Below are 13412 nucleotides of genomic sequence, written 5' to 3'. Positions count from 1 at the left end.
GGTCGGGTGATCGGTCGGACGGTACGGCCTGGCGGCTACCCCTGGGGAAGAAGGGCGTAGTGGTAAGTGTGACTGGTCGTGAAGCCGAGTCCGTCATAGAGCGCGATCGCCCCCGCGTTCTCCGCCTCGACCTGGAGGTACCCGCCGCTCGCCCCCTCCTCGGCCGCGCGCGAGGCGAGCACCGCCATGACCGCCGTCGCCAGCCCGGCCCGCCGGGCGTACGGCTGGACCTCGATCGCGCCGAAGCAGGCCCAGTCCCCTTCGACGACGCAGCGTCCGATCGCCGGCGGGGGTTGCCCGGGGGCGCCCGGCACGGTGGCGAACCAGACGGAGGGCCCGCCGTGCAGCACCTGCCGGGCGGCCTCCTCGACGGCCGGGTCGCCGCTCACCCGCCGGTACGCCGACAGCCACCGGTCGTCCGCGGTCCGCGCCAGCCGGACCCTCTCGTGCCCGGTGCCGACCCGGGCGAGCACGGCCAGCGGGGCGGTGCGGACCAGGGTGGGCGCGTACCCGGCGCCGAGCCGGTCGAGTTCGGCGACCAGCGCGGTCGGCGAGCCGGGGGAGATCACCTCGACGTACGCGGGCAGCCCGCGCGCCGCGTACCAGGCGCGGACGGCCGCCAGCGCCCGAGGCAGCGGCAGCCCTGGGTCCCCGAGCGCCTGGACGGAGTTGGCCCGCCGGGTGAACCCGGCGGCGGCGCGCAGCGTCCACTCGCCGAGCGGCTCCTGCTCGACGGCCGGCCAGCCGCGGCCCGCGATCCGCTGCAGTTCGACCGGCGCGGTGACCGGCAACGTGGCCCGCCGAACCGGAAACGGCGGCACGACCTTGCCTGCGACCAGCAGCTTCTCCGGCAAGTGCACCGGATCGCCGGAACGCGGGGCGATCGTCAGCCCATGATCGTCCCACGATGTGAGCACGCCGATCGAATCCCGGAACACCGGCCGGTCGTCCACGAACTCCGCGAGGCGTCGGACCGACACGCGTCGTCCCACGTCAGAGCGATCTATCCGGACCTCCGGACGGTCGCCGACCGGGTTGACCGTCGCCATCTGGCCACCTCCTGTGCATTTGCGGTCTCCGACCCGCGATACTAGGGGCGGGCATCGACGACGCCGCGCTCACCGCGCACGGCAGCAGAACAGAACGGGCCACCAGGCCCTTCCGAGGAGGAACGACAGCGTGACCTACGTCATCGCGCAGCCTTGTGTCGACGTGAAGGACAAGGCGTGCATCGAAGAGTGCCCGGTTGACTGCATCTACGAGGGCGAGCGATCGCTCTACATCCACCCGGATGAGTGTGTCGACTGTGGCGCGTGCGAGCCGGTCTGCCCGGTCGAGGCGATCTTCTACGAGGACGACACTCCGGAGGAGTGGAAGGACTACTACAAGGCGAACGTCGAGTTCTTCGACGACCTGGGTTCGCCCGGTGGCGCCTCGAAGCTCGGCCTGATCGAGCGTGACCACCCGTTCATCGCCGCTCTGCCGCCGCAGAACGCCGACCACTGACGATCGGTGGCAGAACAGCTGTGAGCACCAACAGCACGCGCGCGCCGTTCCCGGGCCACCCGGGGGCGGCGCGTCGCGTTTCGGACAAGCTCCCGGTCTTTCCCTGGGACAAGCTGGAACCGTACAAGGCGACCGCCCTGGCCCACCCGGGCGGGCTCTGCGACTTCTCCGTCGGCACCCCGGTGGACCCGGTCCCCGAGGTCGTCCAGAAGGCGCTGGCCGCGCACACCGACACCCCCGGCTACCCGACCGTCTGGGGCCCGCTGGAGCTGCGCGAGGCGATCGCCGGCTGGCTGCACCGCCGGCTCGGCGCGCGGCTCGGCCCGCAGGCCGTGCTGCCGACCGTCGGCTCCAAGGAGTTGGTGGCCTGGCTGCCGACCCAGCTCGGCCTCGGCCCCGGAGACCAGGTCGCCTACCCGCGCCTGGCCTACCCGACCTACGAGGTGGGCGCCCGGCTGTGCGGCGCCGAGCCGGTCGAGTACGACTCGGTGGACGAGCTGGACGGCTCCCGGGTGCGCCTGCTCTGGGTGAACTCGCCGTCCAACCCGACCGGCCGGGTGCTGGGCGCGGACGAGCTGCGCCGCGCCGTCGAGTGGGCCCGGGAGCACGGGGCACTGCTGGTCAGCGACGAGTGCTACCTGGAGCTGGGCTGGGAGGCCGACCCGGTCTCGGTCCTGCACCCGGACGTCTGCGGCGACGGCCACGAGGGCCTGCTGGCCGTGCACTCGCTCTCCAAGCGCTCCAACCTGGCCGGCTACCGCGCCTCCTTCGTGGCGGGCGACCCGGTGGTGGTCAAGGAGCTGTTGGAGGTGCGCAAGCACGGCGGCCTGATCGTGCCCGCGCCGGTCCAGGCGGCGACGGTCGCCGCGCTCGCGGACGACGCGCACGTGACCGAGCAGCGCGAGCGGTACGCGGCCCGGCGTTCGGCCCTGCGGGCGGCGCTGGAGGCGTACGGCTTCCGGATCGAGCACTCCGAGGCGAGCCTCTACCTGTGGGCGACCCAGGACCGCCCGTGCTGGGAGACGGTGGCCGAACTGGCCGGGCTGGGCATCCTGGTGGCGCCCGGCGACTTCTACGGGCCGGCCGGCGACCGCTTCGTGCGGGTCGCGTTCACGGCGACCGACGAGCGGGTCGCCGCGGCCGTGGAGCGGCTGGGCGCGGCGCGCTGACCGCACCCGGACGACCGTACGGCGAAGGGGGCCGGTGTCACGGACACCGGCCCCCTTCGGGGTTCTCCGCGGAGGCGGGGGTTACAGCGGCAGGCCGTTGAGGCCGCCGCCGTTGAGGCTGCCCAGCAGGCCGCCGAGCGGGCCGAGTGCGCCGGTCAGGCCGGACAGCGGGCTGTTCGAGCCGAGGTCGGCACCGCCGAGGCGGTTGGCCGACCCGTGCTCGGCCAGGCCGAGCACGTCGGTGGCGGGCAGGTCGGCCGGCAGGGTCTGCTCGACGGAGCCGAGCGGCAGCGCGCGCTGCACCGCGCCGACGGGCAGGGCGTCGGCGACGGCGGTGCCGCCGGGGACGGCGCCGGTGAGGGTCCCGGCGGCCGGCAGGGTCTGGGTGACCGGGCCCGACGTGAGCCCGTCGAGCGGGCCGGTGCCGGCGGTGGCGCTGCGGGTGGCCGTGCTCTTGCCGGTGACGGCCTCGCCGAGCTTGCCGGCCAGGGCCGAGGTGACCTTCGGGGTGACCGAGGAGAGCTGGCCGGCCGTCGCGGCGGTCTGGTCGACCGGGGCGGTCAGCGAGCCGGCCTTCTCGTTGGCCTCGGGCAGCTGCTGGGCGACGATGTTGCCGGCGGCGTCGGCGGAGGCCGGTACGCCTGCGGCGACGGTGGCCGCACCGGTGGTGCCGGCGGCCTGGCCGAGCTGGTGGGTGGTGTGCTGGAGGGTGGAACCGGTGTCGGTGTTGGTCAGCTGGCCCAGCGGTGCCGCGAGGTCGCTCTTGGGCAGCAGGGCGTCTCCGCCCAGGGCGGACGCGGAGCCGGCGGCGAGCAGCGGGGTCGCTCCGGCGGCCACGACGAGCGCGGCCTGGGCGATCCGGCGCGTGAGGGGGTGAGACATGGGGCTCCTCGAAGGGGTCTGGGTCCGTCCCGTCCGCCCCGGGGGCCGGGTGTGGCCGATCGGGCGGACGACGTTGTTACCGCTTGAGAAGCCAGAAGGTTTCGGCCGGTGCAAGGAAGCTTCCTGGCCGATCATCGGATCGTACGACCACGACAGGGGTGTCCGCCGGGCCCGGCCGGACGTCGCCGAACCGGCCCCGGCCAAGGGCAGTGACGGTTCTCCATCCCGGTTCGCCGGAACAGGGGGTCGGTCCACCGGGGTTGACCGGAATCACCCGACCGGCGGCAACCCGAACACCAGTGCGTCAGCCCTTGTCGGCCGGGGCCAGAGTGACCTGGACGAGCTTGGTCGAGGTGCCCGAGGTCTGGCTCTGCCAGCCGTCCTCGGACTTGGACTTGCGCCAGATCTTCCCGTCGTAGGCGACCGTCGCGATGCCCAGCTGCTGGGCCTGGGCGACCGCCCAGTGGGCGACCTCCCAGCCGCTCGCCCGCTCGGCGACCACCCCGCCGTCCGCCCCCGCGTCCGAGGAGGAGGTCAGCGCGGCGGTGGCCGGGTCCGGGGTCAGCGAGACGGCGTTCTCGGCGCCCTTGACGGTCGAGGTGTAGCCGGTGGCCGGCGTCACCGTGCGGCCGAACTCCCGGCGCACCCGGTCGGACAGCACCTGGGCCCGGTCCGGCGCCGCGGCCGGGGTCGCGGTGGCGCCCGGCGTCGCGCCCGGGGAGGCGGAGGCGGAGGCGGAGTCCGCCGGATCCGGCTTGGCGTAGTCGTGCACCACGCAGGAGAACGAGGCGGGCTCCCGGCCGGCCAGCGCCGAGGTGAGCAGGGTCGCCTTGGTCTCGTGCTTGGCGTAGGCCTGCGGGTAGCCGCTCTTCTGCACCGTCTGCGCGGCGTCGGTCAGCGGCATCCGGGTGTAGCCGGGGACCTTGACCAGGCCGTCCAGGAACTTGTTGGTCGCGTACACCGGGTCCGAGATCTGCGCCGGGGTACCCCAGCCCATCGACGGCCGCTGCTGGAAGAGGCCGATCGAGTCCCGGTCGCCGCCCGCCAGGTTGCGCAACTTGGACTCCTGCATGGCCGTCGCCAGCGAGATCGTGGTGGCCCGGTCCGGCAGCCCGCGCGAGCGCGCCACCGCGGCGATCGTCGCGGCGTTGGCGGCCTGCGGCAGCTCCAGCGTGCCGCTGCCCGCCGCGGTCTTCACCGTGCACTCCTCGGACGCGCCCGGCTTGAAGCCGAACCACCAGATCCCGACCACGGCCAGACCGGCGACCAGGGCCAGGCCGAGCAGCCCGACGATCACCATCAGCAGGGCGCGCAGCGGCCCGCGGCGGCGAGTGGGCTCCTCTTCGTCGCCCAGCTCCTCGCTGCTCCTTCTCCTGGCCACCGTCGCCCCTCTCGCGCCTGCTCCTTGATCCGACACCGTACCCACTCGGACGGATGTGCGGCGCCTCCCGGTTGCCGTTGCCCGCCCACTCGCCGTCCGGGCGCCGCCCCCGGGGCGGCGGGGGCCGGTCCGTGTCACCGGGCGGCCGCACCGGCCCGCACCGGGCCGCGGACTAGGCTGGCGCCCATGAGCAGCCCGAACCCGACGCCCCTGGACCTCACTCTCGACGGCGGCGCGCTGACCGCCCGCCTCGTCGACTTCCCCTCGGTGAGCGGCGACGAGCAGGCGCTCGCCGACGCCGTGGAGGCCGCGCTGCGCGGCTACCCGCACCTCACCGTGGACCGCCACGGCAACAACGTGGTCGCCCGGACGAACCTGGGCCGGGCCGAGCGCGTCGTCCTGGCCGGCCACCTGGACACCGTGCCGATCGCCGACAACCTCCCCTCGTACGTCGAGGGCGACCTGCTCTACGGCTGCGGCACCTCGGACATGAAGTCCGGCGTGGCCGTCCAACTGCGCCTGGCCGCCACGCTCGCCGAGCCCAACCGCGACCTCACCTTCGTCTTCTACGACTGCGAGGAGGTGGAGGCCCACCGCAACGGCCTGGGCCACCTCGCCAAGGACCACCCGCAGTGGCTGGCCGGCGACTTCGCGGTGCTGATGGAGCCCAGCGGCGGCATGGTCGAGGGCGGCTGCCAGGGCACCCTGCGGGCGCAGGTGCGGCTCACCGGCGTGCGCGCCCACGCGGCCCGCAGCTGGCTCGGCGACAACGCCATCCACCACGCCGCCGAGGTGCTCACCCGGCTCGCGGACTACCGGCCGCGCCGGGTGGAGATCGACGGCCTGGAGTACCGCGAGGGCCTGAACGCGGTCCGGATCGACGGCGGCGTGGCCGGCAACGTGATCCCGGACGAGTGCGTCGTCACGGTCAACTTCCGCTACGCGCCGGACCGCAGCGAGGCCGACGCGGAGAAGCACGTGCGCGAGGTCTTCGACGGCTTCGAGCTGACCGTCACCGACTTCGCCGCGGGCGCCCTGCCCGGACTCGCCCAGCCGGCCGCCCAGGCCTTCCTGGCGGCCACCGGCGGCCAGGCCCGGGCCAAGTTCGGCTGGACCGACGTCGCCCGCTTCAGCGCGCTCGGCGTCCCGGCCGTCAACTACGGCCCCGGGGACCCGAACCTGGCGCACAAGCGCGAGGAGCACTGCTCGCTGAGCGCCATCGCCGAGGTCGAGGAGCGGCTGCGCGCCTGGCTGACCAGCTGAGCCGCGCGCGGCTCAGCTCGTACGATCAGCGGCCGAACGCCACCTTCCGGTTGCTCAACCGACCTTCCCCCGTTGCCTGAAAACGGGGGAAGATCGGCGTAGGGTTTCGTCATGACAGGCACAGGAGACGAGAAGCACTACGGTCACGGTCCCGAGCAGGTCGGGGTGCCGCGGAAGAAGAAGGCCTGGCCCGAGAAGCAGAAGGGCCCGGTGCTGGTGCGCCGGGACCAGGTCGGCACGAGCACCACGGACCAGCGCCTGCTGGACACCACCGGCCCCACCGACTGGCTGCACACCGACCCGTGGCGGGTCCTGCGGATCACCTCCGAGTTCGTCGAGGGCTTCGGCGCCCTCGCCGAACTCCCGCCCGCGATCAGCGTCTTCGGCTCCGCCCGGACCCCGGTCGACTCGCCCGAGTACCAGGCGGGCGTGGAGATCGGCCGGGCCCTCGTCGAGGCCGGCTACGCGGTGATCACCGGCGGCGGCCCGGGCGCGATGGAGGCCGCCAACCGCGGCGCCTCCGAGGCCGGCGGCCTCAGTGTCGGGCTCGGCATCGAGCTGCCCTTCGAGCAGGGCCTCAACGAGTTCGTCGACCTCGGTCTGAACTTCCGCTACTTCTTCGTCCGCAAGACGATGTTCGTGAAGTACGCCCAGGGCTTCGTGGTCCTGCCCGGCGGCCTCGGCACGCTGGACGAGCTGTTCGAGGCGCTCACCCTGGTGCAGACGAAGAAGGTCACCCGCTTCCCGGTGATCCTCTACGGCAGCGCCTACTGGGGCGGCCTCTACGAGTGGCTGAAGAACACCCTGGTCGCGCAGGGCAAGGCGGCCCCGCACGACCTGGAGCTGTTCCACATCACCGACGAGATCGACGAGGTCATGAAGATCCTCGCCGACGCCCGCCGGCCCGCCGGCGAGATCTAGCCCCAACGCCCGGCCGCCCCGCCCCGTCGGCCGGACCAGCGGGCGGGCCCCGGCCCGGGCGGGGTCTAGGCCAGCCCCCGGCGGGCGACCGCCGGGGCGCGGGTGCCCCGGATCGAGGCGACCATGTCCAGCACCTGGCGGGTCTCCGCGACCTGGTGCACCCGGTAGATCCGCGCGCCCAGCCAGGCCGAGACCGCGGTGGTGGCCAGGGTGCCGAGCAGCCGCTCGTTCACCGGCTTGTCCAGGGTCTCGCCGACGAAGTCCTTGTTGGAGAGCGAGACCAGCACCGGGAAGCCGGTCGCGGTCATCTCCGGCAGCCGCCGGGTGGCCTCCAGCGAGTGCCGGGTGTTCTTGCCGAAGTCGTGCCCCGGGTCGATGACCACCGCGTCCCGCCGCACGCCGAGCTCCACCGCGCGCTCGGCCAGTCCCACGGTCACCCGCAGGATGTCCGCCATCACGTCCTCGTACCCGACCCGGTGCGGCCGGGTGCGGGGTTCGGCGCCGCCGGCGTGGGTGCAGACCAGCCCGGCGTCGTACCGGGCGGCCACCTCGGCGAGCTTCGGGTCCACCCCGCCCCAGGCGTCGTTCAGCAGGTCCGCGCCCACCTCGCAGACCGCCTCGCCGACCTCGTGCCGCCAGGTGTCCACACTGATGACCGCCTCGGGGTGGCGCTTGCGCAGCTCGGCCACGAAGGGCACGGTGCGCCGCAGTTCCTCCTCGACCGTGACCTCGTCGCCCGGCCCGGCCTTCACCCCGCCGATGTCCAGGATCGCCGCGCCCTCGGCCATCGCCCGGTCCGCGGCGGCGAAGGCGGCCCGGTCGGCGAAGGTCGCGCCCTTGTCGAAGAACGAGTCCGGCGTCCGGTTGACGATCGCCATGATCACCAGCTCGTCGTCACCGAATTCCCGCGGTCCCAGGCGCAGTGCCACCGATGTCTCCTCCACAGCTCCTGCGGGTGCGATGATGGCCCCCGGCCTCACTAAGGGACCATGCTGTCATGATCAGTGTGGTTACCTGCCACCACATAGCGGACCGGCCGGGAGTTCGGGAGGACAGCTCGTGTTCTGGGTGATCGTGGTCGCCATGGCCGTGGTGGTCGGTGGTGCCGCCCTGGTGGCGCTGGGTGGGGGTGGGTCGATGCCGGAGGCGGTACCGGACCGCATCTCCGCGCGACTGCCGCAGGACCGCCCGCTGGGCAAGGCGGACGTGGACGAGCTGCGCCTGCCGATGGCGCTGCGCGGCTACCGGATGGACGAGGTGGACGACGTCCTGGACCGCCTCGGCGCCGAACTCGCCTACCGCGACACGCGGATCGCCGAGCTGGAGGCCGCCGCCCACCTGCGCGGCGCGGTCGAGGCGACCACCGCCCCCGACCCGGCGGCCGAGCCGCTGCCCGGCCTGGAGCAGTTCGCCCAGGTGGTCGAGCCGGCCGTGGTGCTCGCCAAGCAGCCGGCCGGGGAGCAGACCCCCGAGGACGCGAAGCCGGGGGCCGACAAGTGAACGGGTGCGCATGAGTGGTGAGGTCGAGGGCGCGGTGCTCGGTGCGGACGGGCTGCGCCGCTGCGCCTGGGGCGATTCCACCGACGACTACCGGGTCTATCACGACACCGAGTGGGGCCGTCCGGTGCACGGCGACGACGCGCTGTTCGAGCGGGTCTGCCTGGAGGCCTTCCAGTCGGGCCTGTCCTGGCTGACCATCCTGCGCCGCCGCGAGGGCTTCCGGGCCGCGTTCGCGGGCTTCGAGATCGCCGAGGTCGCCGAGTTCGGCGAGGCGGACAAGGAGCGCCTGCTCGCCGACGCCGGCATCATCCGCAACCGGGCCAAGATCGAGGCGGCGATCGCCAACGCGCGGGTCGCCCGCGATCTGGAGGGCGGCCTGGACGCGCTGATCTGGCGGTTCGCCGCCGAGCCGGACCGGCCGGCCCCCCGCACGCTGAGCGAGGTGCCGGCCGTCACGCCGGAGTCGACGGCGCTGGCGAAGGCGCTGAAGAAGGAGGGCTTCCGCTTCGTCGGCCCGACCACCGCCTACGCCCTGATGCAGGCCTGCGGGCTGGTCGACGACCACCTGGCGGACTGCCACGTCCGCACCGGCGCCAAGGGCTGACCGCCGGCGCGGGGACCCGGTGGTCGGCCCCCGCGCGCCTCAGCGGCCCAGGTACGTCGGCTTCTCCTTGGCGATGAACGCGCGCACCGCGATCCGGTGGTCCTCGCTCTCGCCCGCCAGCGTCTGCAACTCGTCCTCCTTGTCGAGGAGTTCGTCCAGCGAGTGGGAGGCGCCGTACGCCAGCGACTCCTTGATGGCGCCGTAGGCGACGGTCGGGCCCTCGGCCAGCTCGCGGGCGAAGGCCCGGGCGGTGGCGGCGAGTTCCTCGGCCGGCACCACCTTGGTGGCCAGGCCCAGCTCCATCGCCTCGGCGGCCTTGACCGTCCGGGGGAGCATCAGCAGCTCGGTGGCCCTGGCGTGCCCGACCAGCCGGGGCAGCGTCCAGGAGGCGCCCGAGTCGGCGGTCAGCCCGATCCCGGCGAAGGCGGTGTTGAAGCCGGCCCGGTCGGACAGGAAGCGGAAGTCGCAGGCGAAGGCGAGCGAGGCGCCGGCGCCGGCCGCCACCCCGCCGACCGCGGCGACGGTCGGCTTGCGCATCCCGGCCAGCGCCCGCACCAGCGGGTTGTAGTGCTCGGCGACGGTCCGCAGCGCGCCCTCGCCGGTCTCCTCGGCCCGCTTCAGCAGGGTCAGGTGCTCGTTCAGGTCCTGGCCGACGCAGAAGGCCCGCTCGCCCGCCCCGGTCAGCAGGACGGCCCGCACCGCCGGGTCCGCGGCCGCGGCGGTCACGGCGTCGCGCAGCGCGATCTTGGTGGCGACGTCGAGCGCGTTCATCGCCTCCGGGCGGTTGATGGTGAGGACGGCCAGGCCGCCGTCCAGCTCGTACAGCACGGAATCGGACATGGGTGAGGGCTCCCGGGGTCGTGGCGGTGTCGGTCGTGTGTGTCAGGATGCCGGAGCACACGGGGGCCTGGGGAGTGTGAGGTATCGCACCTTCCGGTGCTGTCCGTGCCGCCGCCACGCCGGGGCTTATGACGCGGTTTGCGGCGGTTGGGGGCGGTCCGGCCGTGGTTGCACCGAGAGTGATGTTGGTCATCAGCCCGTGGCATGCGGGATAATGGCTTCCGATCAATGCGTTCGATACCGGCGGTGGACGGACTGCCGGTGCGTAGCTGAGCGGTTGCAGGAAGGGGAACGAGCATGGCGGCCATGAAGCCGCGGACGGGTGACGGCCCGCTCGAAGTCACCAAAGAGGGGCGGGGCATCATCATGCGCGTTCCGCTCGAAGGCGGCGGACGCCTTGTGGTGGAGCTCACGCCTGACGAGGCCGACGCCCTCGGCGAGGCCCTGAAGAAGGCCTGCGGCTGACCGCAGCAGGTGCTCGCCATCTCCTGGAGATGTGCTGCCGGGCCCGGGTACGACGTCATGTCGGCCCGGGTCCGCACGTTTTCCGGGCCCGGTCCCCGCGGGGCGCCGGGCTCAGCGCTTGATGGCGCCGGGCTCAGCGCTTGATGGCGCAGAGCAGCCCGTCCGACACCGGCAGCAGTGCCGGCAGCAGGGCCTCGCTCTCCCGCACGTCCCGGACCAGGTCCCGGACGGCGCCGGTCTGCGGGTCCTGGAGCTCCGGCTCGGCCAGCCTTCCCTCCTGGAAGACCCCCTCGAAGCAGACCATCCCGCCCGGCCGCAGCAGCCGCAGCGCCTCCAGCAGGTACTCGCAGGACTCGACCGGGTCGCCGTCGCAGAACACCAGGTCGTACTGGCCGTCGGCGAGCCGGGGCAGCACCTCCAGGGCCCGGCCCGGTATGAACCGGGAGCGGTTGGCCGCGAACCCGGCCGCCTGGTACGCCTCGCGCGCCAGCTGCTGGCGCACCGGTTCGGAGTCCACCGTGGTGAGCACGCCGTCCGGCCGCATCCCGCGCAGCAGGTAGACCCCTGATACCCCGGTGCCGGTGCCGATCTCGGCGACCGCCTTGGCGTCCAGCGCGGCGGCCAGCAGCCGCAGGCACGCCCCGCCGCTCGGCCCGATCGCCTTTATCCCGGTCCGCGCGGACTGGGCCCGGGCGTAGGTCAGCACCGCGTCCTCGCTCACGTAGGTGTCGGCGAGAGCCGCACGTGCGGGCCCGAATTCGCTGATGGCTGCCTCTTTCGGAGCGCCGGGCGGCAGCCCGGTGCCGAGGGATGTCGATATTTCCTGGCACAGATTACTGGCCGACCGGGAACCGCGTACGGCGGCGGGCCGTTGTCAGGACGGACCGGGTGCGGAAGGCCTCCCGGGCACTTTTATCCGGGCTTGACGGGTGAGGTGGATATGGTGGTGGCCCTGCTGGGCAGAAGAGCCGACCGAGGAGGTGTGGCCGAGGGCGACGTCCCTGTGCGGCGGCACTCCCGCGGCACCGCGTCGGCCCGTACGCCGAAGCCCGTGATGAACCAGCCTGCGCACTCCGACCTGGACCAGCCCGCGGCCGCTACGCCGACCGCCGGTGCCACCGAGGCCCCCGCCCTCGCGACCTTCACCGAAGGTCCCGACGCGCAGACCTGGACTCCGCCCACCTGGGAGGAGATCGTCGAGGCGCACAGCGCCCGCGTCTACCGGCTCGCCTATCGTCTGACGGGCAACCAGCACGACGCCGAGGACCTCACCCAGGAGGTCTTCGTCCGGGTGTTCCGTTCGCTGTCGACCTACACCCCCGGCACGTTCGAGGGCTGGCTGCACCGGATCACCACCAACCTCTTCCTGGACATGGTCCGCCGCCGCCAGCGCATCCGCTTCGACGCGCTCGGCGAGGACGCGGCCGAGCGGCTCGCCTCCCGCGAGCCCAGCCCGGCCCAGCACTTCAGCGACACCCACTTCGACGCCGACGTCCAGCAGGCGCTGGACACCCTCGCGCCGGAGTTCCGGGCCGCCGTGGTGCTCTGCGACATCGAGGGCCTGTCCTACGAGGAGATCGCCGCCACGCTGGGCGTCAAGCTCGGCACCGTCCGCAGCCGCATCCACCGCGGCCGCTCGCACCTGCGCGCCGCGCTCAAGCACCGCGCCCCCGGCTCGGCCCCCGGCCGTGAGCGCCGCGGCGGCTCGGAGGAGCCGGTGCCGGTCGGCGTCGGCGTGGTCGAGGCCGCGGTCGCGCCCGGTGGGCGCGGACGGAGGCGATCGTGAGCGGAACCAGCCGGTCCGGTTCGGATCGTTCGGATGCGTCCGACCGGTCCCTGACCCGACGGGGCTGGGCCCTGCCGGGCCGTCGCGGAGGCGACGACCCCGGTGAGCCCGTGCTGCCCGCGGTGGCACTGCCCGCGGACACGGCGCTGCACGCGCTTCCCGTCCGCCCCACCGCGCCCGCCGCCGAGGAGCACCACCTGGGCGAGCGCCTCTCCGCCTTCCTGGACGGCGAACTCGGCCACGACTCGCGCGACCGCGTCCAGGCCCACCTGGCGACCTGCCCCCAGTGCCTCGCCGAGGCCGACGAGGGCCGCGCCGTCAAGCACATGCTGACCCGCACCGGCACCCCCGGCCCGTCCTCCGCGCTGATGGCCCGCCTGATGGCCGTCGGAAACCTCCCCGAGGACGCCCCGGCGGACCGCGACCGGCCGACCGGACGCGGCCGCCGCGATGACGACGACGACCTGCCCGGTGGCGGGGTCGCGGCCACCGGCACGCTCGGCGGCAGCCGGCTCGACGGCGGCTCCTTCGGCCGCGGTGCCGGGGCCTCCTTCGGCGCGGGCGCGCTCGGCGCCGACGCCCCGCTGCCCGGGGTGGACCCGCGCGCCTTCGGGCGCGGCGCGGTGCTGCGGCCGCTCATGGGCCGGCGCGCGGCCCGTCCCGAGCCCACCGCCGCCCCGGCCCGTCCGCAGCCCTCCACGGCCGTCGTGCGCCCTCCCGCGCGCGGACGCCGACTGGTGTTCGCGGCCGCGGGCGCCTTCTCCGTCGCCGCGGTGACGCTCGGCGGCGTCGGCGGGCTCAGCACCCAGGGCGAGGAGCGCCACGGCACCACCGTCAGCCCGCCCGGTGCCGGCACCGGCCGGGGCGGCGGGCTCGTCCCGATGAACGCGCAGGTCCCGGTGGACTTCCCGGGCCGCCCGGTCGCCGCGACCCGCGAGGCGACCCCGCCGGGCTACCCGGAGCGCTACCCCGGGGGCCCCGCCGCCCTGCGCCAGCAGACTCGCTAGAGCGGCCCTCGACGGACACCGGTGTTCCGGTCCGGACGGCCTCGGCCACCGGCAGGTCTTTACCACGGCTTCATCCCAGCGTGGACCA

Annotated in this window: 15 protein-coding genes; 9 read left to right on the top strand and 6 right to left on the bottom strand. The window is 74.0% G+C overall.

Annotated elements, in window-relative coordinates; genetic code table 11:
* Positions 1-35: 35 nt before the first annotated feature.
* Positions 36-1049 (bottom strand): GNAT family N-acetyltransferase, encoded by a 1014-nt coding sequence (locus ACZ6EM_RS35310; protein ID WP_465774196.1) that lies wholly within the window; start codon positions 1047-1049, stop codon positions 36-38.
* Positions 1050-1179: 130 nt separating this feature from the next.
* Here ACZ6EM_RS35310 and fdxA point away from each other — a divergent pair, with 130 nt between their 5' ends.
* Both fdxA and dapC read left to right on the top strand, forming a co-directional pair.
* Positions 1180-1506, top strand: a complete 327-nt coding sequence (gene fdxA, locus ACZ6EM_RS35305; protein ID WP_030061559.1) for a ferredoxin — start codon at positions 1180-1182, stop codon at positions 1504-1506.
* Positions 1507-1526: 20 nt separating this feature from the next.
* Entirely contained in the window at positions 1527-2675 is a 1149-nt protein-coding gene (gene dapC / locus ACZ6EM_RS35300; RefSeq protein WP_465774195.1) for a succinyldiaminopimelate transaminase, read from the top strand.
* Positions 2676-2756: 81 nt separating this feature from the next.
* Here the strand turns inward: dapC and ACZ6EM_RS35295 are convergent, their stop codons facing one another.
* Together ACZ6EM_RS35295 and ACZ6EM_RS35290 are read right to left on the bottom strand one after the other, a co-directional pair.
* Entirely contained in the window at positions 2757-3557 is an 801-nt protein-coding gene (locus tag ACZ6EM_RS35295) for a hypothetical protein (RefSeq protein WP_452178007.1), read from the bottom strand.
* 304 nt (positions 3558-3861) lie between these two features.
* On the bottom strand, positions 3862-4857 hold the full coding sequence (locus tag ACZ6EM_RS35290; RefSeq protein WP_465774207.1) for a VldE C-terminal domain-containing protein: 996 nt from the start codon (positions 4855-4857) through the stop codon (positions 3862-3864).
* A gap of 267 nt (positions 4858-5124) precedes the next feature.
* Here ACZ6EM_RS35290 and dapE point away from each other — a divergent pair, with 267 nt between their 5' ends.
* Both dapE and ACZ6EM_RS35280 read left to right on the top strand, forming a co-directional pair.
* Positions 5125-6201, top strand: a complete 1077-nt coding sequence (gene dapE / locus ACZ6EM_RS35285; protein WP_380539910.1) for a succinyl-diaminopimelate desuccinylase — start codon at positions 5125-5127, stop codon at positions 6199-6201.
* A gap of 111 nt (positions 6202-6312) precedes the next feature.
* Entirely contained in the window at positions 6313-7122 is an 810-nt protein-coding gene (locus tag ACZ6EM_RS35280) for an LOG family protein (RefSeq protein WP_359903553.1), read from the top strand.
* A 65-nt stretch (positions 7123-7187) separates the two neighbouring features.
* On the opposite strand, the gene folP is transcribed toward ACZ6EM_RS35280, so the two are convergent.
* On the bottom strand, positions 7188-8000 hold the full coding sequence (folP, locus tag ACZ6EM_RS35275) for a dihydropteroate synthase (RefSeq protein WP_380540053.1): 813 nt from the start codon (positions 7998-8000) through the stop codon (positions 7188-7190).
* Positions 8001-8181: 181 nt separating this feature from the next.
* Here folP and ACZ6EM_RS35270 point away from each other — a divergent pair, with 181 nt between their 5' ends.
* Both ACZ6EM_RS35270 and ACZ6EM_RS35265 read left to right on the top strand, forming a co-directional pair.
* Positions 8182-8622, top strand: a complete 441-nt coding sequence (locus tag ACZ6EM_RS35270) for a DivIVA domain-containing protein (protein WP_401045001.1) — start codon at positions 8182-8184, stop codon at positions 8620-8622.
* A gap of 10 nt (positions 8623-8632) precedes the next feature.
* The gene (locus ACZ6EM_RS35265) at positions 8633-9226 is read left to right on the top strand and encodes a DNA-3-methyladenine glycosylase I (protein WP_359903548.1); all 594 of its coding nucleotides are present in this window, start codon (positions 8633-8635) and stop codon (positions 9224-9226) included.
* Positions 9227-9265: 39 nt separating this feature from the next.
* On the opposite strand, the gene ACZ6EM_RS35260 is transcribed toward ACZ6EM_RS35265, so the two are convergent.
* Entirely contained in the window at positions 9266-10066 is an 801-nt protein-coding gene (locus ACZ6EM_RS35260; RefSeq protein WP_401044998.1) for an enoyl-CoA hydratase-related protein, read from the bottom strand.
* Between the two features lie 297 nt (positions 10067-10363).
* Between ACZ6EM_RS35260 and ACZ6EM_RS35255 the strand changes: the two genes are divergently transcribed.
* On the top strand, positions 10364-10531 hold the full coding sequence (locus ACZ6EM_RS35255; RefSeq protein ID WP_014137929.1) for a DUF3117 domain-containing protein: 168 nt from the start codon (positions 10364-10366) through the stop codon (positions 10529-10531).
* A gap of 133 nt (positions 10532-10664) precedes the next feature.
* Here the strand turns inward: ACZ6EM_RS35255 and ACZ6EM_RS35250 are convergent, their stop codons facing one another.
* Positions 10665-11327: an O-methyltransferase gene (locus tag ACZ6EM_RS35250; protein WP_380540056.1), complete on the bottom strand. Its 663-nt coding sequence runs from the start codon at positions 11325-11327 to the stop codon at positions 10665-10667.
* A 258-nt stretch (positions 11328-11585) separates the two neighbouring features.
* Here ACZ6EM_RS35250 and sigE point away from each other — a divergent pair, with 258 nt between their 5' ends.
* On the top strand, positions 11586-12317 hold the full coding sequence (gene sigE / locus ACZ6EM_RS35245) for an RNA polymerase sigma factor SigE (protein WP_387694254.1): 732 nt from the start codon (positions 11586-11588) through the stop codon (positions 12315-12317).
* A 122-nt stretch (positions 12318-12439) separates the two neighbouring features.
* Positions 12440-13324, top strand: a complete 885-nt coding sequence (locus ACZ6EM_RS35240) for a zf-HC2 domain-containing protein (RefSeq protein ID WP_401044996.1) — start codon at positions 12440-12442, stop codon at positions 13322-13324.
* The last annotated feature ends 88 nt before the right edge of the window (positions 13325-13412 follow it).

It is taken from the genome of Kitasatospora sp. NPDC041917 (genome assembly GCF_055589745.1).
Note: the sequence above shows the minus strand (reverse complement) of the source record. Positions and strands in the feature narration are given on the sequence as shown.

Coding starts and splice junctions, on each gene's coding strand:
- ACZ6EM_RS35310 (WP_465774196.1), bottom strand. CDS start 1,049: ATGGCGACGGTCAACCCGGTCGGCGACCGTCCGGAGGTCCGGATAGAT.
- ACZ6EM_RS35295 (WP_452178007.1), bottom strand. CDS start 3,557: ATGTCTCACCCCCTCACGCGCCGGATCGCCCAGGCCGCGCTCGTCGTG.
- ACZ6EM_RS35290 (WP_465774207.1), bottom strand. CDS start 4,857: ATGGTGATCGTCGGGCTGCTCGGCCTGGCCCTGGTCGCCGGTCTGGCC.
- dapE (WP_380539910.1), top strand. CDS start 5,125: ATGAGCAGCCCGAACCCGACGCCCCTGGACCTCACTCTCGACGGCGGC.
- ACZ6EM_RS35280 (WP_359903553.1), top strand. CDS start 6,313: ATGACAGGCACAGGAGACGAGAAGCACTACGGTCACGGTCCCGAGCAG.
- folP (WP_380540053.1), bottom strand. CDS start 8,000: ATGGCGATCGTCAACCGGACGCCGGACTCGTTCTTCGACAAGGGCGCG.
- ACZ6EM_RS35265 (WP_359903548.1), top strand. CDS start 8,633: ATGAGTGGTGAGGTCGAGGGCGCGGTGCTCGGTGCGGACGGGCTGCGC.
- ACZ6EM_RS35260 (WP_401044998.1), bottom strand. CDS start 10,066: ATGTCCGATTCCGTGCTGTACGAGCTGGACGGCGGCCTGGCCGTCCTC.
- ACZ6EM_RS35255 (WP_014137929.1), top strand. CDS start 10,364: ATGGCGGCCATGAAGCCGCGGACGGGTGACGGCCCGCTCGAAGTCACC.
- sigE (WP_387694254.1), top strand. CDS start 11,586: ATGAACCAGCCTGCGCACTCCGACCTGGACCAGCCCGCGGCCGCTACG.